The organism is Cryobacterium sp. M25, from assembly GCF_002929635.1.
Classification (GTDB): Bacteria; Actinomycetota; Actinomycetes; order Actinomycetales; family Microbacteriaceae; genus Cryobacterium; species Cryobacterium sandaracinum.
Map to the genome: position 1 here is coordinate 85437 of NZ_PJJU01000054.1, position 21611 is coordinate 107047.

General features: G+C 67.7%; 24 protein-coding genes. 15 read left to right on the forward strand and 9 right to left on the reverse strand.

What is annotated here, in order from left to right; all coding sequences use genetic code 11:
- The first annotated feature begins 22 nt into the window (after nt 1-22).
- Nucleotides 23-829: a ParA family protein gene (locus CXY81_RS10515; protein WP_104099538.1), complete on the forward strand. Its 807-nt coding sequence runs from the start codon at nt 23-25 to the stop codon at nt 827-829.
- A gap of 87 nt (nt 830-916) precedes the next feature.
- Here the strand turns inward: CXY81_RS10515 and CXY81_RS10520 are convergent, their stop codons facing one another.
- The 5 genes from CXY81_RS10520 to CXY81_RS10540 form a co-directional block, all read right to left on the reverse strand.
- On the reverse strand, nt 917-1468 hold the full coding sequence (locus CXY81_RS10520) for a MerR family transcriptional regulator (protein ID WP_104099539.1): 552 nt from the start codon (nt 1466-1468) through the stop codon (nt 917-919).
- A 115-nt stretch (nt 1469-1583) separates the two neighbouring features.
- The gene (locus tag CXY81_RS10525) at nt 1584-2282 is read right to left on the reverse strand and encodes a MerR family transcriptional regulator (protein ID WP_104171280.1); all 699 of its coding nucleotides are present in this window, start codon (nt 2280-2282) and stop codon (nt 1584-1586) included.
- Nucleotides 2282-2695: an FHA domain-containing protein gene (locus tag CXY81_RS10530; protein ID WP_104194855.1), complete on the reverse strand. Its 414-nt coding sequence runs from the start codon at nt 2693-2695 to the stop codon at nt 2282-2284. The genes CXY81_RS10525 and CXY81_RS10530 overlap by 1 nt, the downstream gene beginning before the upstream one ends.
- A 49-nt stretch (nt 2696-2744) precedes the next feature.
- On the reverse strand, nt 2745-3398 hold the full coding sequence (locus CXY81_RS10535) for a CDP-alcohol phosphatidyltransferase family protein (RefSeq protein ID WP_255408694.1): 654 nt from the start codon (nt 3396-3398) through the stop codon (nt 2745-2747).
- Between the two features lie 47 nt (nt 3399-3445).
- Nucleotides 3446-4309: a Ku protein gene (locus CXY81_RS10540; protein WP_104194806.1), complete on the reverse strand. Its 864-nt coding sequence runs from the start codon at nt 4307-4309 to the stop codon at nt 3446-3448.
- Nucleotides 4310-4377: 68 nt separating this feature from the next.
- Between CXY81_RS10540 and CXY81_RS10545 the strand changes: the two genes are divergently transcribed.
- Nucleotides 4378-6876, forward strand: a complete 2499-nt coding sequence (locus CXY81_RS10545; RefSeq protein ID WP_104194807.1) for an ATP-dependent DNA ligase — start codon at nt 4378-4380, stop codon at nt 6874-6876.
- Between the two features lie 13 nt (nt 6877-6889).
- Here CXY81_RS10545 and CXY81_RS10550 read toward each other — a convergent pair whose 3' ends face one another.
- Both CXY81_RS10550 and CXY81_RS10555 read right to left on the reverse strand, forming a co-directional pair.
- The gene (locus tag CXY81_RS10550) at nt 6890-7336 is read right to left on the reverse strand and encodes an NUDIX hydrolase (RefSeq protein WP_104194808.1); all 447 of its coding nucleotides are present in this window, start codon (nt 7334-7336) and stop codon (nt 6890-6892) included.
- Nucleotides 7337-7494: 158 nt separating this feature from the next.
- The gene (locus tag CXY81_RS10555; protein WP_104171284.1) at nt 7495-8022 is read right to left on the reverse strand and encodes an adenine phosphoribosyltransferase; all 528 of its coding nucleotides are present in this window, start codon (nt 8020-8022) and stop codon (nt 7495-7497) included.
- Nucleotides 8023-8179: 157 nt separating this feature from the next.
- On the opposite strand from CXY81_RS10555, the gene idi reads away from it, so the two are divergent.
- The 8 genes from idi to CXY81_RS10590 are packed head-to-tail and all read left to right on the forward strand — an operon-like array spanning nt 8180 to nt 14268.
- On the forward strand, nt 8180-8719 hold the full coding sequence (gene idi, locus CXY81_RS10560) for an isopentenyl-diphosphate Delta-isomerase (protein WP_104194809.1): 540 nt from the start codon (nt 8180-8182) through the stop codon (nt 8717-8719).
- Nucleotides 8712-9755 carry a polyprenyl synthetase family protein gene (locus CXY81_RS10565; protein WP_104171285.1) on the forward strand — a complete coding sequence of 348 codons (1044 nt, stop codon included), beginning with the start codon at nt 8712-8714 and terminating at the stop codon, nt 9753-9755. Before idi ends, CXY81_RS10565 begins: the two co-directional genes overlap by 8 nt.
- Nucleotides 9752-10645, forward strand: a complete 894-nt coding sequence (locus tag CXY81_RS10570) for a squalene/phytoene synthase family protein (RefSeq protein WP_104194810.1) — start codon at nt 9752-9754, stop codon at nt 10643-10645. The genes CXY81_RS10565 and CXY81_RS10570 overlap by 4 nt, the downstream gene beginning before the upstream one ends.
- The gene (crtI, locus tag CXY81_RS10575; RefSeq protein ID WP_104171287.1) at nt 10642-12246 is read left to right on the forward strand and encodes a phytoene desaturase family protein; all 1605 of its coding nucleotides are present in this window, start codon (nt 10642-10644) and stop codon (nt 12244-12246) included. Before CXY81_RS10570 ends, crtI begins: the two co-directional genes overlap by 4 nt.
- Nucleotides 12247-12276: 30 nt before the next feature.
- The gene (locus CXY81_RS10580; protein ID WP_104171288.1) at nt 12277-12627 is read left to right on the forward strand and encodes a lycopene cyclase domain-containing protein; all 351 of its coding nucleotides are present in this window, start codon (nt 12277-12279) and stop codon (nt 12625-12627) included.
- Nucleotides 12624-12932 (forward strand): lycopene cyclase domain-containing protein, encoded by a 309-nt coding sequence (locus tag CXY81_RS16425; RefSeq protein WP_158252047.1) that lies wholly within the window; start codon nt 12624-12626, stop codon nt 12930-12932. Before CXY81_RS10580 ends, CXY81_RS16425 begins: the two co-directional genes overlap by 4 nt.
- Nucleotides 12925-13827, forward strand: a complete 903-nt coding sequence (locus CXY81_RS10585) for a prenyltransferase (protein ID WP_158252048.1) — start codon at nt 12925-12927, stop codon at nt 13825-13827. Before CXY81_RS16425 ends, CXY81_RS10585 begins: the two co-directional genes overlap by 8 nt.
- Nucleotides 13828-13866: 39 nt before the next feature.
- Nucleotides 13867-14268, forward strand: coding sequence for an RNA-binding S4 domain-containing protein (locus CXY81_RS10590; protein WP_104099321.1), 402 nt, complete (start codon nt 13867-13869; stop codon nt 14266-14268).
- A gap of 63 nt (nt 14269-14331) precedes the next feature.
- On the opposite strand, the gene CXY81_RS17250 is transcribed toward CXY81_RS10590, so the two are convergent.
- Entirely contained in the window at nt 14332-14679 is a 348-nt protein-coding gene (locus tag CXY81_RS17250) for an NAD(P)-binding protein (RefSeq protein ID WP_104171290.1), read from the reverse strand.
- Nucleotides 14672-16111, reverse strand: coding sequence for a lipase maturation factor family protein (locus tag CXY81_RS10600; RefSeq protein WP_104194811.1), 1440 nt, complete (start codon nt 16109-16111; stop codon nt 14672-14674). Before CXY81_RS10600 ends, CXY81_RS17250 begins: the two co-directional genes overlap by 8 nt.
- 146 nt (nt 16112-16257) lie before the next feature.
- Between CXY81_RS10600 and CXY81_RS10605 the strand changes: the two genes are divergently transcribed.
- The 5 genes from CXY81_RS10605 (at nt 16258) to CXY81_RS10625 (ending at nt 21576) form a co-directional block, all read left to right on the forward strand.
- The gene (locus tag CXY81_RS10605; RefSeq protein ID WP_233194130.1) at nt 16258-17346 is read left to right on the forward strand and encodes a LacI family DNA-binding transcriptional regulator; all 1089 of its coding nucleotides are present in this window, start codon (nt 16258-16260) and stop codon (nt 17344-17346) included.
- A gap of 80 nt (nt 17347-17426) precedes the next feature.
- Nucleotides 17427-18713, forward strand: a complete 1287-nt coding sequence (locus CXY81_RS10610) for an extracellular solute-binding protein (protein ID WP_104171345.1) — start codon at nt 17427-17429, stop codon at nt 18711-18713.
- A gap of 3 nt (nt 18714-18716) precedes the next feature.
- Nucleotides 18717-19673 carry a carbohydrate ABC transporter permease gene (locus CXY81_RS10615; protein ID WP_104194812.1) on the forward strand — a complete coding sequence of 319 codons (957 nt, stop codon included), beginning with the start codon at nt 18717-18719 and terminating at the stop codon, nt 19671-19673.
- Complete coding sequence (locus CXY81_RS10620; RefSeq protein ID WP_104171294.1) at nt 19670-20503, forward strand: carbohydrate ABC transporter permease; 834 nt, start codon at nt 19670-19672, stop codon at nt 20501-20503. The genes CXY81_RS10615 and CXY81_RS10620 overlap by 4 nt, the downstream gene beginning before the upstream one ends.
- Before the next feature lie 2 nt (nt 20504-20505).
- On the forward strand, nt 20506-21576 hold the full coding sequence (locus CXY81_RS10625; RefSeq protein WP_104194813.1) for a glycosidase: 1071 nt from the start codon (nt 20506-20508) through the stop codon (nt 21574-21576).
- The last annotated feature ends 35 nt before the right edge of the window (nt 21577-21611 follow it).

Sequence of the window (21611 nt, forward strand, 5' to 3'; positions counted from 1 at the left end):
AGTGAAGGTAACGTATCTACTTGTGCACGTACTAAGCGTTAGCTCCCTCAAGGGAGGAGTAGGCAAGACCACGGTTACCCTGGGTCTGGCGTCTGCTGCCTTCGCCCGCGGCGTGCGAACCCTGGTGGTGGACATTGATCCGCAGTCGGATGTGTCAACCGGAATGGACATCGAGGTCACCGGCCACCTCAACATCGCCGATGTGCTCGCCTCTCCTAAGGAGAAGATCGTTCGCGCCGCCATCGTTCCCAGCGGCTGGACGCGCGGCCGCCCCGGCACCATCGACGTGATGATCGGCAGCCCGTCGGCCATTAATTTCGACGGGCCGCACCCGAGCATCCGCGACATCTGGAAGCTCGAAGAGGCACTCTCCACGGTCGAAAAGGACTACGACCTGGTTCTGATCGACTGTGCTCCGTCGCTGAACGCCCTTACCCGCACCGCGTGGGCGGCCAGCGACCGCGTTGCCGTGGTCACCGAACCCGGCCTATTCTCCGTGGCCGCGGCCGACCGGGCGCTGCGCGCGATCGAAGAGATCCGCCGCGGACTCAGCCCTCGTCTGCAGCCGCTCGGTATCATCGTCAACCGTGCCCGCGTGGCGTCTCTCGAGCACCAGTTCCGGATCAAGGAACTCCGCGACATGTTCGGCCCGCTCGTACTCAGCCCGCAACTGCCGGAACGCACCTCGCTTCAGCAGGCGCAGGGCGCCGCGAAGCCGCTGCACACCTGGCCCGGCGACAGCGCCCAGGAAATGGCGCGCTACTTCGATCAGTTGCTCGAACGCGTGCTGCGCACGGCCCGCATCGGCGAGTACGCGGAACAGCACTAGCCAGGGAACGTTAACTGGACAACGTTGACCGGATAGTGTCAGCCGCACAGCGTCAGCCGATCGTGTCGACTGCGTGTGAACGCTCCGCTAAGAGACCTTGCGGCTGCCCCGGCGAAGGGACAGCTCGTCCGACGGGTCGATCGGAAGGGTCTCCAGTTCGACCAGGCTCGTCTCGACCTCGCGCAGCACCTTGCCCACGGCGATGCCGAACACGCCCTGACCGCGGCTGACGAGGTCGATGACCTCGTCGTCGGAGGTGCACAGGTAGACGCTGGCGCCGTCGCTCATCAAGGTGGTCTGGGCGAGGTCGCTGACCCCCGACTCGCGCAGTTGGTTCACCGCGGTGCGGATCTGCTGCAGGGAGATGCCGGTGTCGAGGAGCCGCTTGACCAGTTTCAGAACCAGGATGTCCCGGAAGCCGTAGAGACGCTGGGAACCCGAGCCGGCAGCACCGCGCACGGTGGGCTGGACCAGGTCGGTGCGGGCCCAGTAGTCGAGCTGACGGTAGCTGATTCCGGCGGCCCGGGCCGCCACGGCGCCACGGTAGCCGAGGTTGTCGTCGAGCTCGGGCATTCCGTCGGTGAAGAGAAGGCCGAGTCCGTAGCGCGAGGCATCGTCACGCTGATTCAGCTCGCTCATACGATGGCCTCTCGGAGGTGGGTCTGCGATACGGATGATCGCTGCATCCACGCTACCGAGGGGGACCGTCCTGATCAACGACATCCGGTCGAGTAAATTGGCGTGTCGGACTCGACTACTTGGTCAGGCGCCCCAGGGCAGAACGGATCAGACTGCCGCGGATCACTTCGAGCTGGCCGGCGATCTCGACCGCCATTTCGGCGGCCTTAGCCCGGCTCGATGCGTCTTTACGGCGGGAGAGCGGCACGAGGGCACTCTCGATCAGCCCGAGCTCGCGTTCGGCCGCGCCGCGGAATCCGCGCAGGTGACGGGGCTCGATTCCGCTGCGCTGCAGTTCGACCAGGGCCCGCAGCACGCTGAGCGCGTCGTCGCCGTAGAAGTCGGCCGGCAGGATGATCGATGCGGAAACGGCGTCGTGCAGCAGCATCGCGGAGGCCCCTGCTTCGCGCAGCAGTTCATCGCGGTCCAGCCGGCGGGCGGTCGACAGCATCGACGGTCCCGGCGTCACCCCGCCGGGCAGGGTAGGCGAGAGGCCCGCGTCGAGGTCGGCCAGGTAGCCCCGGATGACCTTGAGGGGGAGGTAGTGATCGCGCTGCATGGAGAGGACCAGGCGCAGCCGGTCCAGGTCACCGGCGCAGAATTTGCGGTAGCCAGACTCCGTGCGCGCCGGCGCGACCAGTCTCTGTTCTTCCAGAAACCGAAGTTTGGACGGGGTCAGTTCCGGAAATTCCGGCGTGAGCCGGGCAAGCACCTGTCCGATGCTGAGCAGTGACGTCGCGCCCGGCGCTCTGGCCTGGGCTGCGGACGCGGGCACTACTCGCTCGCCTGAAGCTTGAGGTCGTGCCGCGAGGCGTAGAACGTCAGCCGGAACTTACCGACCTGGACTTCGGCGCCGTCGTGCAACAGCGCGGTGTCGATGCGGACCCCGTCGAAATACGTGCCGTTGAGGGACACCAGGTCTTTCACCTCGAACTTGGTTTCGTGGCGCAGGAACTCCGCGTGCCGACGAGATACCGTGACGTCGTCGAGGAAGATGTCCGCATTGGGGTGACGGCCCACAGTGGTCACGTCCGCATCCAACAGGAAACGAGCGCCGGCGTTCGGGCCGCGCCGGACGACGAGCAGCGCCGAGCCGGAGGGCAGAGCCGCGATGGCTTCCTGTTCTTCGGCCGTGACGTCACCGTCGAGCGATGCCAGCTGGGCCGCGAATTCCTGCCCGAACGTCATCGTCGTGTCGGTATTGGAATAGTTGTCGGGCGCGGCCTTGCGCTGGGGTTCATTCGTCTTTTTGGAATCGTTCACCGTACACCTCCTGGTCCTCCAGCGTATCGGATGGAACGGGCTGAATTGCCCGCGGAATGCGAATCACCCGGACGGTCTCGACGGCATAGATTATGCCTGCCCACCAGTAAAGAAACGCTCCCCAGATGCCAAAGGCCCAGCCCACCGGGAGCGACCACCAGGACACCATGGGGAAGGCCTCTCCCAGCATGATCATCGGCAGGGCGTAGAAGAGGCAGAAGGTGGCGACCTTGCCGAGCTGGTGAACCGGCAGAGGCCCGAATCCGTAATTCGCGAGGATGACGCCGAGTCCGAGCAGGAACACGTCCCGTCCCACGATGACCAGGACGATCCACCAGGGCACCAGGTCGCGCCAGGCCAGTCCGAGGAGGGCGGCGAAGATGTACAGCCGGTCGGCGGCCGGGTCGAGCAGCTGGCCGAGCCGCGTGATCTGGCCGAACCTCCGGGCCAGGTAGCCGTCGAGGAAATCGGTGAGGCTGGCGACCATCAGCACCAGGAGCGCCCAGGCATCCTCTCCCCGCACCAACACGACCAAAAAGACCGGCACCAGCGCAAGGCGCAGCATGCTGAGCAGATTGGGCAGGGTGATCACCTTTGAGCTGACGCCGGTTCCCTCTGCCCCTGTCACAATCACCGAGTCTACCGACGCGGCGGCCGAACCGGAATGCGGCCTCGTCAGTTTCCCGATACCCGTTTTCGCCCCTTGTCGGCGCGTTTCTCGGATTTATCCGACGCGTCCGGCTTCGCCTGGCCGCGGCTGCGCTCCACGCTGCGGCGAAGGGCCTCCATCAGGTCGAGCACCTCTCCCCCGCCTTCCTCGCCTTCCCGGGGTTCGCGGCCGAAGGTGAGCTCGGTGTCGACGGCTTCGCCCGCGGCGAGCTTCGCCTCGAGCAGTTCGCGGAGCTGGTCCTGGTAGTCGTCCCGAAAATCCTGCGGCGAGAACTCGGCGGCGAAGGAGTCGACCAGTGCGGCCGCGAGCTCGAGCTCCTGGGCGGAGATGCGCACCGACTCCTGGAGCATCGGGAATTCAACGGCCCGCACCTCGTCGCCCCACAGCAGCGACTGCAGCAGCAGCACGTCCCCGCGCACCCGGAGGGCACCGAGACGGGTCTTCTGCCGCAGCGCGAACCGCACGATCGCGGTGCGGTCGGTGGCGTCGAGCGCACGCCGCAGTAGAACGTAGGCCTTGGGTGAGCCGGAGGGTTCGAGAAAATAGTTGCGCTCGAACATGATCGGGTCGAGCTGGTCGCTCGGCACGAACTCGACGACCTCGATCTCGCGGCTTCTCTCGGCCGGCAGCGTGCGCAGATCCTCGTCGGTGATGACAACCGTCTTGTCGCCGCTGTCCCAGGCTTTGTCGATGTGCGCATAGTCGACGACCCGTCCGCAGCGCTCGCACCGGCGCTGGTAACGGATGCGCCCGCCATCGGCGTCGTGCACCTGGTGCAGGGCGACGTCGTGGTCTTCGGTGGCGCTGTAGACCTTGACGGGCACATTGACCAGCCCGAAGGTGATCGCGCCCTTCCAGATCGATCTCATCACTTTAGTACACACCCGGTGCGCCGAGAGGGCTAGGCACGCTGTGGCCGCGAGAGCATGCTGGAGCCATGAACGAGCGGCCGCCCTCCCCCGACTCCCGCCAGGTCGTCACCGTCGGCGGACACCGGATCACACTCACGCATCTCGACAAGGTGCTCTACTCGGAGTCGGGGACCACGAAGGCCGACGTTCTCGGCTACTACGCGTTCATCGCCGACGTGATGATCCCGCACACCGCGAATCGCCCGGCGACCCGGAAGAGGTGGGTACACGGTGTGGGCACCCGGGACGCACCCGGACACGTGTTCTTCCAGAAGAACCTGGACCAGGCGACGCCGAGCTGGGTGAAACGCCGGCCGATCCAGCATTCGAACCACGTGAGCGAGTACCCGCTGGTCAACGACCTCGCGACGCTGACCTGGCTCGCCCAGATCTCGGCGCTGGAGATCCACGTTCCGCAGTGGCAGTTCGGCCGGGGTGGACGCCCGCGCAACCCGGACCGACTAGTGATCGACCTGGATCCCGGCGACGGGGTCACCCTCGACGAGTGCGCGGAGGTCGCCCGTCTGGCCCGGGCCATCCTGCGGGACATGGGCCTGGACCCGCTGCCGGTCACCAGCGGGTCGAAGGGCATCCACCTCTACGCACCGCTGGACCTCACGCACACCTCGGACCAGGTCTCCCAGGTCGCACACGAGCTGGCCCGCGCGCTCGAAGCCGACCATCCGGACCTCATCGTCAGCGATATGAAGAAGGCTCTTCGACCGGGGCGGGTGTTCGTGGACTGGAGCCAGAACAGCGTCCAAAAGACGACCATCACTCCCTATTCGTTGCGCGGAACGCTGCATCCGATGGTGGCCATGCCGCGCACCTGGCGGGAACTGGCCTCCCCCGGGCTCGCACAGATCGACTACAAGCAGGCGATGCACCGGGTGCAGCGTAGCGGGGACCCGCTGGCCGCGCTGCTCGAGGCACATTCCGGCCGGGGCACCACGGATGCCGGTGGTGCCGGTGACGAGACCGGTAAAGGCGCCGGGACGGGAGCCGGTGCGCTGGCCGTCTACCTCGGAAAACGAGACGCTTCCCGCACCTCGGAGCCGATGCCGACCGGTGCGCCGGACGCATCCGCGGGTCGGTCATTCGTCATTCAGGAGCACCACGCCCGCAACCTGCACTACGACTTTCGGCTCGAGCACGACGGGGTGCTGACGTCGTGGGCGTTGCCGCGCGGGGTGCCGACCGATCCGGCGAAGAATCGGCTCGCCGTGCGCACCGAGGACCATCCGCTCGAATACGCCACGTTCGAGGGTGATATCCCGGCCGGCGAATACGGGGCCGGCACCATGAGCATCTGGGACCACGGCAGCTACGAGCTGGAGAAGTGGCGGGATGACGAGGTGATCGCCGTGCTGCACGGCGAACCGGGCGGCAGGCTCGGTGGCACGCGGCGCTTTGCCCTGATCCGCACGAAGGGCACGGACGTGGCCGACCGGAACTGGCTGATCCACCTGATGAAGACACGGCCGGCCCGGCGGGCCGGGGACGTGGGCACCGGGGCGGGCGCGACGGCCAAAACGGGCGGCCGGTCCGCACGCCGCACACGGTACGGGCCCATGCTGGCCACGCCCGGTTCCATCGCCGACCTGTCCGAGGACGACGAGTGGACCTACGAAATGAAGTGGGACGGCATCCGTGCGCTCGCCTATCTCGGAGCCGCCGGCCTAGGCCCGGACGTGCGCTTGTTCACCCGGAACGGCAACGACATCACGCACCTGTATCCCGAGCTGGTGCGCGCGTTGCCGGGAGCGGTTTCGGCCGACTTTGCGGTGCTCGACGGGGAGATCGTCGCGATGGACGCGGGCGGGCGGCCGAACTTCGGGCTGCTGCAGACGCGGCTGGGCCTGACCGGTCGCCGACAGATCGAAGCGGCCGAGGCATCCACCCCGGTGCGGTTTCTGGCTTTCGACGTGCTCGAACGTGACGGGGAGCCGCTGCTCGACCTGACGTACACGGCCCGGCGCCGCGTGCTCGAGGAGATTGTCACCGGGTCCGGTGCGGTGCAGGTGCCGCCGGTCTTCACGGGCGACTCCGCCCAGGCCGTGGCGACCAGCAGCGAGCTCGGCTTCGAGGGGATCGTCGCCAAGACCCGGGACGGGCGCTACGAGGCCGGTCGGCGGTCCCGATCGTGGATCAAGATCAAGCACCATCGCACCCAGGAGGCGGTGATCGGCGGGTGGCGACCGGGCAACGGGCGCCGAGCCGACACCGTGGGTTCCCTCTTGCTGGGGATTCCGGACGGAGACACGCTGACCTATATCGGCCGGGTCGGCACCGGGTTCCGGGACGCAGACCTCGAGGACCTGCGGGCGCGACTGGATGCCATCGCTGCGGTGGACAACCCCTTCACCGGCATCCCGCCCGCCGGCGCCCGCGATGCGCGGTGGGTGCGCCCGGTGCTGGTGGGCGAGGTGGAATTCTCCGAATGGACCGGCACGGGGCGACTGCGCCACCCGGTCTGGCGCGGCTGGCGGCCGGACAAGTCACCGGGCGAGGTGGTGCGGGTTTAATGGCGGTGCGGGTTCAGAGGCGGGCGAGCAGGGCCGGCCAGCTGGTGGCGAAGCCCGGATGCAGCGGCAGCGCGTCGACCTGGTGGCGCGGTACCCAGCGCAGCGCGATGCTCTCCTGGTCGCTGATCACGGGTTCGAAGCGCTCCGTGGCTCGCACCACGACCGTCGTGTACGACCAGAAACCGAGGTCGAGCACGGAGCTGAACTGCACGGAGACCAGCTCCGGGGGCACGCCGGCCTCTTCGCGGGCCTCCCGCAGAGCCGCCTCGAGCGCACTCTCGTGTTCGTGGCGCGCCCCGCCGGGCAGCCCCCAGGTGTCACCCTGGTGGCTCCAAAGCGCGCGGTGCTGCAGCAGCACCCCCAGCTCCTCGTGGTGCACGAGCAGGCCGGCCGCCCCGAAAAGACCCCAAAACTTGCGGCCGTCGGGCCCGTACACCCACCCGTCACCGTTTGTGCTCATGGGTCAAGCATGCGCCACGGTCCCGTGAATACGCACCGTGTTGAGTCGCGTTCGACTCGCGGCGCAGGCTATGGATGGTGGCGCACGGTAGAACGTGCGCCCGCTTCCAGAGGGTGCGCCACGACGAGCGAGCCGCGCCGGGTGGGTACCTGAGCGGGCTAGAGGGCGACGATGGCGTGCACAGGAGCGTCGCCGAGGCGCGTTCGGCCGACCAGTTCGGTCAGCTCCAGCACGACGCCGACGCCGGTCAGGCGGTAGCCGGCGCGCTCGATGAGCCGGGCGGTCGCGGCGATCGTGCCGCCGGTGGCCAGCACGTCGTCGACGACCAGCACGCGGGCACCCGGCGCGAGCTGGCCGATCTCGAGCTCGAGGCAGGCCGAGCCGTACTCGAGGTCGTACTCCTCGCTCAGCACCGATCCGGGGAGCTTGCCGCCTTTGCGCACGACGAGCACGGCGACATCCGCCGCGTAGCCGATCGCCGCGGCCAGCAGGAAGCCGCGGGCCTCAATGCCGGCCACCGCGTCGAATTCACCCTGGAACCGGCCGGCGAGCTCGTCGATCAGCGCTCGAAAAGCGGCGGCGTCGGCGAACACCGGGTTGAGGTCGCGGAAGAGGATGCCCACTTGCGGGAAATCCTGGTACGAGGCGAGAAGGGCGTTGACATGGTCTGCAGCGGGGGTGGGCACCCCACGAGTTTAAGCGTGCGGCCGACGGATGCCGTGCGGGCCTCCCGACGCCCCGCAATGGACGGTTCGGACAGGGCCCCGTGCTAGCCTCGAATTTAGCTAATCAGATTAGGTATTTTTTCCGGTATCTTGACTGAATCACCCGAAGGGATGGCTAATGCGGCCGGTCGAAGTGCTCGAAGAACTCGTGGTCCTGCTGGACGAGTCCGGCCGCGAAATCGGCACGGCCCCGAAGCTCAGTGTGCACGACACGGACACCGCGCTCCACCTCGCTTTCTCCTGCCATGTGCTCAATCCGGCCGGCGAGGTTCTCGTTACCCGACGCGCCCTGTCGAAGAGGACCTGGCCGGGCGTCTGGACCAACTCCTTTTGCGGCCATCCGCTCCCGGGCGAGGAATTTCCCGCTGCCATCGAGCGGCGCGCGCTGTTCGAGCTCGGACTCTCGATTGCGAACCTGACGGTCACCCTGCCTGACTTCCGCTACCGCGCCGTCGACAGCAGCGGCATCGTCGAGAACGAGATCTGCCCCGTCTACCTGGCCCGCGCCACCGGCGAACCCGAACCCAACCCGGACGAGGTCATGGAATTTGCCTGGGTGGAGCCGGCCGCCCTGCAGCGCTCGGTGCGGGACGCCCCGTGGGCGTTCAGCCCCTGGTTGGGGCTGCAGCTCCAGGAATTGACCAGTTTCGATGCATGAAATCCAGACGCTCGGGGTAGGGACGGAGTTGCAGCGTTTTTTCGCTGCCGCCCGCCTGCGCGCCAGCGACTACGGCGAACACTATGTCGCGCTCTGGGACTCTCTTGAGCAGGCCAGCAGCGGCGGCAAGCGTGTGCGCCCCGCACTGGTGCTGGCCGCGTTCACCGGCCTCGGCGGCACCGACCTCACCCTGGCCACTCCGGTCGCGGTCAGCTTCGAACTGTTGCACACGGCCTTCGTGATCCACGACGACGTGATCGACCACGACCTCGCCCGCCGCGGCGTGGCCAACATCGCCGGGCAGTTCACCGAGCGCGCCCTCGCCCACGGAGCCGGCGACCAGGCCGGGGCGTGGGCCGCGACGGCCGCGATCCTGGCCGGCGACCTGGCGCTGAGCGAGGCCCACCGCGCCCTCGCGATGCTGCCGGTCGAGCTCGAACTGCGCGGCCGCCTGCTCGACCTGCTCGATCGAGCGGTGTTCGTCTCCGCTGCCGGGGAACTGGCGGACGTCACCAACGCCGCGTCGAAGCATCCGCTCACGGTGGCCCAGGTCATCTCCACCCTGGAGCAGAAGACGGCGGTCTACTCGTTCGAGGCTCCCCTGCAGGCCGGCGCCATCCTGGCCGGCGGCTCGGCCGAGGCGATCGACGTGCTCGGCGCCTACGGCCGCCTGATCGGCGTGGCCTTCCAGCTGACCGACGACGTCCTCGGGGTCTTCGGCAACCCGGAGAAGACCGGCAAAAGCGTGCTCACCGACCTGCGGGAAGGCAAGCAGACGACCCTGATCGCCCACGCGGGCACCACCCGCGGCTGGCCAGAGATCGCCCCCTTCATCGGCAAGGCCGACCTCACCGAGGCGGAAGCGGACACCGTGCGCGGCCTGCTTCGTGACTGCGGCGCCCTGCAGGCAACGGATGAGCTGGCCACCGACCACTGCACTCGCGCCGTGGCCGCGCTCGACACGGCCGCCGTACCGGCGCCCCTGCGCGAGCTGCTCACCACCCTGGCAGGCACCGCCGTGAATCGCAGCCGATGAAACGTGACAGCCCCGACGACCACACCGGCATCGCGAAGTACAACGCCGCGGCCCGGGCCAGCTCCGCCACGGTCATCGGCCACTATTCCACCTCGTTCGGCCTCGCGGCCCGTCTCCTCGAGCCGCGCGTGCGCAGCCAGGTGCGCACCATCTACGCCCTGGTCCGGGTCGCCGATGAGATCGTGGACGGCGCCGCAAGCCAGGCCGGCGTGAACGTGGACGGCCAGCGCGACCTGCTGGACGCGCTCGAACGGGAGACCAGCCAGGCGATGGGGTCGGGCTTCAGCACCAATCTGGTCGTGCACGCCTTCGCGGCGACCGCCCGGGAAGCCGGAATCGACACCAGCCTGACCACACCCTTCTTCGCCTCGATGCGCCGGGACCTCGACCCGTCGCCGTTCGACGCGGCCGGAGTGGCCGAGTACATCTACGGTTCGGCCGAGGTGATCGGGCTGATGTGTCTGCGCTGCTTCGTGCAGGACACGCGGTACACGACCGATGAGCTCCAGGTTCTCGAGGCCGGTGCCCGGAGCCTCGGCGCGGCCTTCCAGAAGGTCAACTTCCTGCGCGACCTCGCCGCCGACCGGGACGCCCTCGGCCGCAACTACTTTCCCGGTGTGAACCTGCTGACCATGACCGAAACACAGAAGAACGAACTCCTCGACGACATGGACGCCGACCTCGACGCGGCGGCCCGCGTGTTGCCCATGCTCCCGGTGGGGAGCCGCCGCGCGGTCACCGCTGCACACCACCTTTTCGCCCGCTTGTCGGCGAAGCTGCGAGTCACCCCCGCGCGAGAACTGATGAGCGCCCGGGTACGGGTGCCGGATCCGGAGAAAATCATGATTGCACTCACCGCATCGTTCGGACCGGGAGCGTGGAAGCGATGAGCGCACCGACCAGGCACACCGTTGTCATCGGCGGCGGCATCGCCGGACTGGCCAGCGCCGCGCTGCTGGCCCGGGACGGCCACCAGGTCACCCTGCTCGAGGCGCAGGCCACCCTCGGCGGCCGGGCCGGCTTCTGGGACGTCGACGGCTTCCGGTTCGAGACCGGGCCGTCCTGGTACCTGATGCCGCAGGTGTTCGACCACTTCTACCGGCTGTTCGGCACATCCTCCGCGGAACAGCTCGACCTGACCCGCCTCGACCCGGGCTACCGGGTCTTCTTCGAGGGCACGACGGAGCCGGTGGACATCGCGGCCGAGCGGGCCGACAACATCCGTCTGTTCGAAAGCCTCGAACCCGGTGCGGGCGCGGCCCTCGACCGCTACCTCGTCTCGGCCAAAGAGACATATGACATGGCAGTCAAACGGTTCCTGTATACAAGCTTCGCCTCCTTCACACCCCTGCTGGTTCCGGATGTCCTGAAGCGGCTCGGTCGGTTGGCCCGACTGCTGCTGCAGCCGCTGGACAAATTCGTGGCCGGCTATGTGAAGGACCACCGTTTGCGCCAGATCCTCGGCTACCCGGCCGTGTTTCTCGGCTCCTCGCCCGACCAGACCCCGTCGATGTACCACCTGATGAGCCACCTCGACATGGCCGACGGCGTGCTCTATCCGCAGGGTGGGTTCACTCGGCTGATCGACAGCATCGCCGACATCGCGAGAGCGCAGGGCGTGACCGTGATCACCGAGGCGACCGTGACGGCGATCCACACCACCCCGGGCGCCGCGACCGCCGTCGCCGGGGTCAGCTATCGCACGGGCGACGGCACCAGTGTCACCCTCGACGCCGACACGGTCGTCTCGGCCGCCGACCTGCACCACACGGAGACCGAGCTGCTGCCGGCATCCGCGCAGACCTACCCCGAGCGCTGGTGGCAGAAGCGCGTCTCCGGTCCGGGCGCCGTGCTCGTGATGCTCGGCATCAAGGGAGACCTGCCCGAGCTGAAACATCACAGTCTGTTCTTCACCAGGGACTGGGCCGAGAACTTCGGCCGTATCTTCGGCAAGAAGACCAGCGTGCCCTCGCCGGCCTCCTTCTACGCCTGTATGCCCAGTGCCACCGACCCGGGAGTCGCCCCTGAGGGCTACACGAACATGTTCCTGCTGGTGCCGATCCCCGCCGACCCGGGCCTCGGCCACGGCGGGATCAACGGCCAAGGCTCGGCCGCGATCGAGAAGATCGCGGATGACACCGTCAGACAGCTCAGCGACTGGGCCGGCATTCCCGACCTGGCGGAGCGGATCGTGGTGCGCCGCACGGTGGGACCCGGCGACTTCGCCGACGACCTCAACTCCTGGCGCGGCGGGGCCCTCGGCCCGGCGCACACCCTGCGGCAGAGCGCATTCCTGCGCGGCTCCAACGCCTCCGCGAAGGTCGACGGTCTGTTCTACGCCGGCGGCACCACCATCCCGGGCATCGGACTTCCGATGTGCTTGATCAGCGCTGAAATTCTCCTCAAGCGGATCAACTCGGACACGAGCACGGGACCGCTCCCGGAACCGCTGCCGAACTCCGTGCGGGCGCCGCTGCCGGAAGCCCAGTGACTTCGGCAGCACAGTGAATCCGGTAGTGCTGTGACGTTCGCGTATCTGCTGACCCTGCTTCTCAGCCTGGGGGCAATGGTGCTGCTCGACCGTCGCTTCCGGCTGTTCTTCTGGCGGAACCCGGTGCGAGCGGCCATCGTGCTCGGCGCCGGGCTGGTGTACTTCCTCGTCTGGGACCTCTTCGGAATCGGTCTGGGCATCTTCTACCGGGGCGAGACGACCCTGATGACCGGTCTGCAGCTGGCCCCGGAGCTGCCCGTGGAGGAGTTCTTCTTCCTCACCTTCCTCTGCTACCTCACCATGAACGCCGTGCAGGGGGCGCGCCTGCTGCTCGCCTCCCGGGCCGAACGGGCCGGCGTCGACGAGGGGAGCGACGGGTGACCTACCTGCTCCTGAACACCGTCTTCCTTCTGCTCGCCACGGCTGTGTTCCTCTCGGCCGTGCGCCGCGGCCGGCTCTCCCGGCACAGGATCCGTGCCGCCGGGATCGCCGTGGCCGCCGTGCTCGTGCTCACGGCCGTTTTCGACAGCATTATGATCGGGGTCGGACTGGTCGACTACGATCCCAGCCGCATCTTCGGATTGCGGATCGGCCTGGCCCCGATCGAAGACTTCGCCTATCCCGTTGCGGCAGCGCTCCTGCTGCCCGCGCTCTGGGCCCTGCTGGAAAGAAAACCGAATGACTGAGACTCGCACCCCGCCGCTCTGGAAGACACGGCAGGTGCTGCTCTCGTCGCGTCCGCTGAGCTGGATCAACACGGCGTTCCCGTTTGCCGCCGCGTATGTGGTGACGACCGGCCGGGTGGACGCCCTGCTGCTGGTCGGCACCCTCTTCTTCCTCATTCCCTACAACCTGCTGATGTACGGAATCAACGACGTCTTCGACTACGAGTCCGACCTGCGCAACCCGCGCAAGGGCGGCGTCGAGGGAGCCATGCTGGACCCGGTCCTTCACCGCACGGTGCTCGTCTCCGGGATCGTGACGGCTGTGCCCATGCTGGTGGCGATGCTCGTCTTGGCCGGCGCGGAGCATCCGTGGTCATGGTTCATTCTGGTCGTGAGCCTCTTCGCGGTGGCCGCGTACTCCGTTCCGGGACTACGGTTCAAGGAGCGCCCGATCGTGGACTCGATCACCTCGAGCACCCACTTCGTCAGCCCCGCCGTCTACGGTCTCGTGGTGGCCGGCGCCGTCGCGATGCCCGGCCTGGTTGCCCTGCTCGCCGCGTTCTTCCTCTGGGGCATGGCCAGCCACGCTTTCGGCGCCGTGCAGGACGTCGTGCCCGACCGGGAAGGCGGCATCGCCTCGATCGCGACCGCGCTCGGCGCCGCGCGGACCGTGCGCCTCGCGATCGCATTCTGGGCCCTGGCCGGGCTGCTCATGCTTGTGACCGGCTGGCCCGGGCTGCTGGCCTCGGTGCTCGCGGTGCCCTACATTCTGGCGGCCTGGCCGTTCCGGTCGGTGTCGGACGAGCGGTCCGAGACCGCGAACGCCGGCTGGACGCGTTTTCTCTGGCTCAACTTCCTGACCGGATTCCTGGTGACCATGCTGCTGATCGCCTGGGTGAAGCTCGGGCCTTTCTAGGGTGCGGGCCGTTCGGGATGCGAGCCGTAGAGTCGAGGGATGGAGCCTCTGACCACCGCCCGTGTCGACAGCTGGACCTGGGCCGTGCGGATGTTCAAGACCCGTTCCCAGGCCACGGCCGCCTGCCGAGCCGGTCACGTCAAGGTGAACGGCGAGCGGGCCAAGTCCGCGCAGACCGTGCGGATCGGCGACGAGGTGCGGGTGCGCATCAGCGGTTTCGACCGCATCCTGGTCGTGTCGAAGATCATGGTCAAACGGGTCAGCGCGCCAGTCGCGGCGGAGTGCTTCGTCGACCAGACTCCCCCGCCGCCCCCGCGCGAGGAGGTGGCGCTCCTCCCGATGCGGGACCGCGGCGCCGGCCGTCCCACCAAGCGCGAACGCCGCGAGATCGACAAGCTTCGGGCGCCCGAGGTGCTGCCGCCGGGCCCCGACGACGAGTAGCAGCGTCCCGGCTCAGTCGTGGGTCAGGCCCGGCCGAGCTCGCGTGTCGCAGGATGTGCCACATCACCGCCCGTGCAGCCGGGCGGTGCGGTTCGGACATTCACCCCTCGTTCTGGCTCTCCGCCGAAACGACGGTGGAATCGCAGCCAGACGGGCGCGGCCAGGGTGGCGGCCTACCTGCCGTTCATGCCGCGCACGGCCGGGCCCGGCGGGGTGGAGGCCAAGCAGAGGTAGAGCCAAGGAACCGGCGTCTTCCCGGATGCCGTCGACGATGCTCAGCTTCTCCGTGCGCTGGGCGCCGCCGGGCCGGCTCTCCCGCTCGGTGACGTGCACGCTCAGCCCGGTCCGGGCCAGGACGAGCGCCGCCTCCGGCCCGTTGGGCCCGGCTCCAACCACGTCGACGTCAGGCACGGGACCTCCAGGCCAGGGTGATGGGGGCCACGAGCAGGCCGACCTCCGAGCGCACCCACCACTCTCGGGTCTCTCGGCGTTCGTCCGGAGTGGAGTAGCGGTAGCGGTAGACCCGGGCGCGCACGTAGCGGGGCGGGGCCTGCGGGAACGGGTTGACCCGCACCATCCGCAGCGTGGGTCGGTCGCCCTCGAGGAGGCGGGCCAGGAACATCTCGAACCAGCGGGTGCCCGGGTCGCCGAGCGCCAGGAACCACATCAGCCAGTCCAGGCGCAGGTGGTACGGCGCGAACTGGCGGGGCCGGTGCTCGGGGTCGCCGGGCTTGCCGCGGAACTCGTAGGCGCGCCAGCCCGTCTCGTCGGTCGGGTCGGCGGCGTCGCTGCCCTCGACGACCACCTCGTGGCGCTGCCGGGTGACCGTGCCGAACGCACCGTAGGCGTTCACCAGGTGGTACCGGTTGAAGCTCGCATTCATCAGTTGCCGGCGGGCGACCAGGTTGCGAAGCGGCCAGTAGCTGAGCACCAGGAGCAGGGCGGTGGCCAGGCTGACCACGATCACGAACCAGAGGGGGCCATCCGGTGCGGCCTCCCCGGCCGGCAGCCACGGCAGCACCGCACGCAGCGTGGCGTCGTCGACGGCAGAGAAGGCCAGCACGATGGTGATCCAGTTCAGCCAGGCGAAGTTGCCGGTGAGCACCAGCCAGAACTGGCTCAGGATCACGATCAGGGCCGCGACGGATGCGACGGGCTGGGGCGCAAAGAGGAAGAACGGCACGACCAACTGCGCGAAGTGGTTGCCGATCACCTCCCCGCGGTGGAACCACGGGGGCAGGTGGTGTGCGAACCAACTGAGCGGGTTCGGCATCGGCTGCGTTTCATGGTGGTAATAGAGGGCGGTCAGGTCTCGCCACTCCCGGCCGCCGCGGATCTTAATCAGGCCGGCGCCGAATTCCAGCCGGAAGAGCAGCCAGCGGCAGAACAGGATCACGAAGAGCGGAGGGGCCACCTGCTCGGAGCCGAGGAAGGCCACCACGAAACCGGCCTCCAGCAGCAGACTCTCCCAGCCGAACGAGTAGAAGGATTGGCCGACGTTGACGATCGACAGGTAGCCCACGAAGAGCAGGAGGAAAGCGACCATCGGCAGCCAGGGCGGCCCGAGCTGCGGCAGGCCGGCCACGAGCGTGGCCGCCACGGCGGCGCCGGACCAGGCGAGGGAACGCAGCATCCGGTCGGAGTAATGCCAGTGGAAAATACTCGGCGACTCGCTGAACCTCACGCGGGCCACAAAACGGGCCACCGGGAGCAGGCCATGGTCGCCGAGCAGCGCGGGGAATTGGTTGACGGCCGAAACGAAGGCGATCAGGTAGCAGGCAGCCACCCCGCGCTGCAGCACCTGCCGCGCGATCTCGTATTCTCCGGCCCCGAACCAGTCCATTTGAGCACAATCTAGGCCTTCCCCGGCCTGGGTTCAATCGGACCGGCTGTAATCGGAGCCGCCCCCTTGACGGGGGGAACTAAACCGGTATAGCCTTTCTAAACCGGTTCAGGTTGGGTCGGCTGTCAATGAGGAGGCCCAGAAACGTGCCTGCGAATATTCGTGCCACCACCACCGTGAAGCCCACCGCTCAGTCCGCCGCGAAGTCGGTCGCGAACCCCCCAAAGGTCACCATCGAGGTGGTCGCCAAGCGGGCCGGCGTCAGCAAGGGCCTCGTCTCCTTCGCCCTCAACAACCGGCCCGGCGTCGCCCCCGAGACCCGGGTGCGCATCCTTCAGGTCGCCAAGGAGCTGGGCTGGAAGCCGTCCCTCCGCGCCCGGTCGCTCTCCACGCAGCGGTCCTACGCGCTCGGCCTCGTGATCGCCCGCAACCCGGACGTGCTTGCCTCCGACCCGTTCTTCCCCTCCTTCATCGCGGGCGTCGAGAGCATCCTTGCCCCGGAGGGTCGCGCCCTCGTGCTCAGCGTCGTTCCCGACGAGGAGACCGAGTTGAAGACCTACCGCTCACTCGTGGCCGACGGGCGCGTCGACGGGGTCTTTCTCAGCGACCTCCGCCACGGCGACCCGCGCATCCCGCTCCTCGCCGAGCTTGGTCTGCCGGCGGTCACGCTCGGACGCCCCGACGGGCCCAGCCCCTTCCCTGCGGTGACCGTGGACGACACACCTGGTGTGATGGCATCCGTCGCTCACCTCGCCACCCTCGGCCACCGCCGCATCGCGCACGTCGCGGGCAGCTCGACGCTGCTGCACGGCAGCCGCCGGCGCGCGGCCTTCGCCGCCGCCCTGCGCGAGGCGGGCCTGCCGGGGGGGCAGACCGTCGAGACCGATTTCTCCGTGGGCGCCGGGTCAGATGCCACTCGGCGCCTCCTGACCCAGGACACGCCCCCGACTGCGATCGTCTATGCCAACGACCCGATGGCCATCGCCGGTCTCGGCATGGCGCACGAGCTGGGCGTGCGGGTCCCCGACGACCTCTCGATCACGGGCTACGACGACATCGACTTCTGCCGTTACGTGTACCCGCCCCTGACCACCGTCAGCGCAGCGCCGATGGCGTGGGGGCGCGCGGCGGCGAGCACGCTTTTGGCCCTGATGGAGAACGGCTCGGCGGACGACGTGGACCTCCCGGCGGCCCGGCTCGTGGTGCGCGGGTCGACCGCCCCGCCCCACGGCTGACCCACAGCGCTGACACATGTTTACCGCAGCAAGGCTGCTGCGGGTTTTGAGAAATGGAGCACCACATGCACAGCAATGGAATGGCCAGGCGGATTCTCACCGTTACGGCGGCATCCGCCACAGTGGCCTTGGCACTAAGCGCTTGCGCGTCCGGGGGGACGACGGGTGACGCGGCCACCAACCGCGGGCCGATCACGATCTGGTACTCGAACAACGAAACCGAGATCGCCTGGGGCAAGCAGATGGTGGAGGCCTGGAACGCCGAGAACCCGGACGAAAAGGTGAAGGCGCAGGAAATCCCGGCCGGTAAGAGCAGCGAGGAGGTCATCGGTGCCGCCATCACGGCCGGCAACGCCCCCTGCCTCGTATTCAACACGGCCCCGGTCGCGGTGCCGCAGTTCGAGAAGCAGGGTGGTCTCGTCGACCTCTCCAGCTTCGAGGACGGCGCCGCCTACATCGAGGCACGCAGCGGCGACACGGCCGAGCAGTACCAGGGCGCCGACGCGAAGTACTTCCAGATGCCGTGGAAGTCCAACCCCGTCATGATCTTCTACAACAAGGACATGTTCACCGCCGCCGGACTCGACGCCGAGAACCCCCAGTTGGCCACTTACGACGAATTCCTCGCCACCTCGCGCACCCTCGTCGAGAGCGGCGCCGCGCCGAACGCCATCTACCCGGCCCCGACCAGCCAGTTCTTCCAGAGCTGGTTCGACTTCTACCCGCTCTACGCCGCCGAAACCGGTGGCACGCAGTTGATCGAAGACGGTGAGGCCACCTTCAACGACGAGGACGGCGCGAAGGTCGCGGAGTTCTGGAAGACCCTGTACGCCGAGGGTCTCGCCGGCAAAGAGCAGTACCAGGGCGACTCGTTCGCCGATGGCCAGGCCGCGATGTCCATCGTCGGACCGTGGGCCGTGTCGGTGTACAAGGACGCCGTGAACTGGGGTGCGGTTCCCGTTCCCACCAGCGAGGGCACTCCGGCCGAGGAAACCTACACGTTCAGTGACGCGAAGAACGTCGGAATGTTCACGGCCTGCGAGAACCAGGCCACCGCCTGGGATGTGCTGAAATTCGCCACCAGCGAGGACCAGGACGGACAGCTTCTCGAGCTGACCGGCCAGATGCCGCTCCGCGAGGACCTCCCAACGGTGTATCCGGAGTACTTCGCGGCCAACCCGGCCTACGAGCAGTTCGGCGACCAGGCATCCCGCATGGTCGAGGTTCCCAACGTCTCCAGCTCGGTCGCCGCCTGGCAGGCCTTCCGCGACGCGTACACGAAGTCGGTCATCACCGGCGAGGGTGAGATCCCCGCCGCCCTCGACTCCGCCGCCGAGAAGATCAAAACCCTGATCTCCAAGCCGTAACGGATGTCCCAGTCAACCGCGAGTCGGACCGTCGCCGGGAGGAGCACAACTCCTCCCGGCGGGGGCCCCCGCCGGCGCAAACACCCCCTTCTGGGCAAGAACCCATTCGGGCTCCTGCTCAGCGCCCCCTACCTCATCTTCGTTCTGGCCGTCTTCGCCTACCCGCTGGTCTTCGCCTTCTGGATGTCGTTTCACGACTACTTCTTCGCAGCACCCGGCGCCGATGTGGACCGGCCATTCGTCGGCCTGGACAATTTTCGGGAAGTGCTGGCCGACCCGGCCATCATCCGTTCCTTCGGCAACGTGGGAGTCTTCCTGCTGATCAACGTGCCGTTGACGGTCGTCCTCTCGCTCATGCTCGCCACCGCCCTGAACAAGGCCGTGCGGTTCCGCACCTTCCTGCGCGTTGCCTACTACGTGCCCTATGTGACCGCGAGCGTCGCCGTCGTCGGCGTCTGGATCTTCCTGTTCAGCGGCAACGGCCTCGTGAACCAGATTCTCGGGCCGCTCGCGCCCGATCCGGCGTGGCTGATCAACGAGGACTGGGCCATGCCCACCATCGCGATCTTCGTGACCTGGAAGGGCCTCGGATTCTTCATTCTGCTCTACCTGGCCGCCCTGCAGAACGTGTCGGAGGAACTGTACGAGGCTGCTTCAACGGATGGCGCGGGCAGGATCCGAAGTTTCTTCTCGGTCACCGTGCCGGGCGTACGCCCGGCGACTGTGCTCGTGCTGCTGCTCTCGACGGTCACCGGCGCCAACCTCTTCACGGAGCCGTACCTGCTCACCGGCGGCGGCGGCCCGAACGGGGCATCCTCGTCACCCGTGCTGATGATGTACCAGCGCGGGATCGAACAGGGGTCGCCCGACACGGCGGCCGCGATCGGCGTCATCCTCGTGATCGGAGTTCTCATCCTCGCGTTCATCCAGCGCAAGCTTGCAGGCGGTGACGAATCATGAGCCGCGGGCAGAACATCCTGCGGGGTGTGGTGCTCACGGTCGGGGCGCTTGTGTTCCTGTTCCCCTTCTACTACATGGTCATCGGCTCGCTTCAGAAGGAACCGGACCCGACTGTCACCGGCGCGTTCCCGAACCCCGCCAACCTGACGCTCGACAACTACGGTGACATCAACAGCCGGATTAACCTGCTGCAGGGGCTGCTCAACTCGGGGATCTTCACGGGTGGCGTCATTCTCTGCACCGTGGTTTTTGGTGTTCTGGTGGGCTACGCCCTCGCCCAGCTGCAGTGGCGCGGACGCGGTGTCACCTTCGCTCTCGCACTGCTCGTGCAGGTCGTGCCGTTCCAGCTGCTGATGATCCCGCTCTACGTGATGATCGCCCGGGACTACGGACTGGCCGACAACTATCTGGGCATGATCCTGCCGTTCGCCATCAACTCGACGGCCGTGATCATCTTCCGGCAGTACTTCCTGCAGATTCCGAAGGATCTGTTCGATGCCGCCCGCATCGACGGCGCCGGCGAACTGCGGATCCTGCGGCGGATCGCCCTGCCTCTGGTGCGGCCGGCCCTGCTGACCGTCGTGCTGCTGACCTTCATCGGACCGTGGAACGAATTCCTCTGGCCGTTCCTGATCACCAAGGAAGCGTCCCTCCAGCCTCTCGCCGTGTCACTCGCCAACTACCTCAGCAATATCGCCGCCACAGCGGCGAACCCGTTCGGGGCGGTTCTCGCCGGGGCCTGCGTCCTGGCCGCCCCTGCTGTGATCCTGTTCATCCTCTTCCAACGGCACTTCGTGTCGAACAATATCGGCTCCGGCGTGAAAGGTTAGAAATGCCCAACCCCACTGAATTCCCCTACACCCTGACCCGAATGGGCGTCATCATGACGCCCGAAGCGGGCAACGACCTCGAGGCTGAGGGGGTGCTGAACCCCGGCACGGGGCACTCTGCCGACGGAACTCTGTATCTGCTCCCCCGACTGGTCGCCACCGGAAACGTCTCCCGCGTCGGACTCGCAAAGGTCATCATCACCGACGGCGTGCCCACGGGCGTCGAACGCGAGGGTGTCGTTCTTGCACCGGACCGCGGCTGGGAGCGCGGCGCGAACAACGCCGGAGTGGAAGATCCCAGGATCACCTTCGTTCCCCGGCTCGGCCTACACGTGATGACCTACGTCGCCTACGGCCCCCTCGGCCCGCGCACGGCCGTTGCCGTGTCCTCGGACCTGCGCGAGTGGCGCCGGCTCGGTCCGGCGCTGTTCGCCTTCGACGACACGCTGGACATGGACCTGAACCTGTTCCACAACAAGGACACCGTGTTCTTCCCGGAGCCGGTCGCCGGCCCGCATGGAGTCGAGTGCTTCGCCGTGCTGCACCGCCCGATGTGGGATCTGGGCGAGGTCAAGCCGGGTGAGGGCATCCGTGTTCCCGCCGGCGTCACCGACACCCGGCAGAGCATCTGGATCAGCTATCTGCCGGTCGCGGATGTGCTCGCCGACATCACGAAGCTCACCTTCTGGAGCGACCACCGTTTCCTGGCCGGGCCGGAGTTCGCGTTCGAAGAGCTGAAGATCGGCGGCGGCCCTGCCCCGTTGCGGGTGCCGGAGGGCTGGCTGCTGATGCACCACGGCGTCACCGGAACCATCGACGGCGCGTTCTCGCAGCAGCAGAAGGTGAACTACTCGGCCGGAGCGATGATTCTCGACGCGGACGACCCGACCATCGTGCTGAAGCGCACGTCGGAGCCGCTGCTCAAGGCGGAGACGCCCGATGAGATCAGCGGCATCGTGCCGAACGTGGTGTTTCCGACCGCGATCGAGGAGATCGCGGGGCAGCTGTTCGTGTTCTACGGCATGGCCGACTCGAAGATCGGCGTGGCGCGCCTGGATCGCGTGGGCTCGTAGGCGCGTAGGGACTCAGGTGCTGGCGCGCTTGAGCG

Excerpts from the sequence above, each read along its gene's own strand:
- CXY81_RS10520 (WP_104099539.1), bottom strand. The coding sequence starts at position 1,468 with ATGAGCGAGCTGAATCAGCGTGACGATGCCTCGCGCTACGGACTCGGC.
- CXY81_RS10530 (WP_104194855.1), bottom strand. The coding sequence starts at position 2,695 with ATGACGTTCGGGCAGGAATTCGCGGCCCAGCTGGCATCGCTCGACGGT.
- CXY81_RS10540 (WP_104194806.1), bottom strand. The coding sequence starts at position 4,309 with ATGAGATCGATCTGGAAGGGCGCGATCACCTTCGGGCTGGTCAATGTG.
- CXY81_RS10545 (WP_104194807.1), top strand. The coding sequence starts at position 4,378 with ATGAACGAGCGGCCGCCCTCCCCCGACTCCCGCCAGGTCGTCACCGTC.
- CXY81_RS10550 (WP_104194808.1), bottom strand. The coding sequence starts at position 7,336 with ATGAGCACAAACGGTGACGGGTGGGTGTACGGGCCCGACGGCCGCAAG.
- idi (WP_104194809.1), top strand. The coding sequence starts at position 8,180 with ATGCGGCCGGTCGAAGTGCTCGAAGAACTCGTGGTCCTGCTGGACGAG.
- CXY81_RS10565 (WP_104171285.1), top strand. The coding sequence starts at position 8,712 with ATGCATGAAATCCAGACGCTCGGGGTAGGGACGGAGTTGCAGCGTTTT.
- CXY81_RS10570 (WP_104194810.1), top strand. The coding sequence starts at position 9,752 with ATGAAACGTGACAGCCCCGACGACCACACCGGCATCGCGAAGTACAAC.
- crtI (WP_104171287.1), top strand. The coding sequence starts at position 10,642 with ATGAGCGCACCGACCAGGCACACCGTTGTCATCGGCGGCGGCATCGCC.
- CXY81_RS10585 (WP_158252048.1), top strand. The coding sequence starts at position 12,925 with ATGACTGAGACTCGCACCCCGCCGCTCTGGAAGACACGGCAGGTGCTG.
- CXY81_RS10590 (WP_104099321.1), top strand. The coding sequence starts at position 13,867 with ATGGAGCCTCTGACCACCGCCCGTGTCGACAGCTGGACCTGGGCCGTG.
- CXY81_RS10600 (WP_104194811.1), bottom strand. The coding sequence starts at position 16,111 with ATGGACTGGTTCGGGGCCGGAGAATACGAGATCGCGCGGCAGGTGCTG.
- CXY81_RS10610 (WP_104171345.1), top strand. The coding sequence starts at position 17,427 with ATGGCCAGGCGGATTCTCACCGTTACGGCGGCATCCGCCACAGTGGCC.
- CXY81_RS10615 (WP_104194812.1), top strand. The coding sequence starts at position 18,717 with ATGTCCCAGTCAACCGCGAGTCGGACCGTCGCCGGGAGGAGCACAACT.
- CXY81_RS10620 (WP_104171294.1), top strand. The coding sequence starts at position 19,670 with ATGAGCCGCGGGCAGAACATCCTGCGGGGTGTGGTGCTCACGGTCGGG.
- CXY81_RS10625 (WP_104194813.1), top strand. The coding sequence starts at position 20,506 with ATGCCCAACCCCACTGAATTCCCCTACACCCTGACCCGAATGGGCGTC.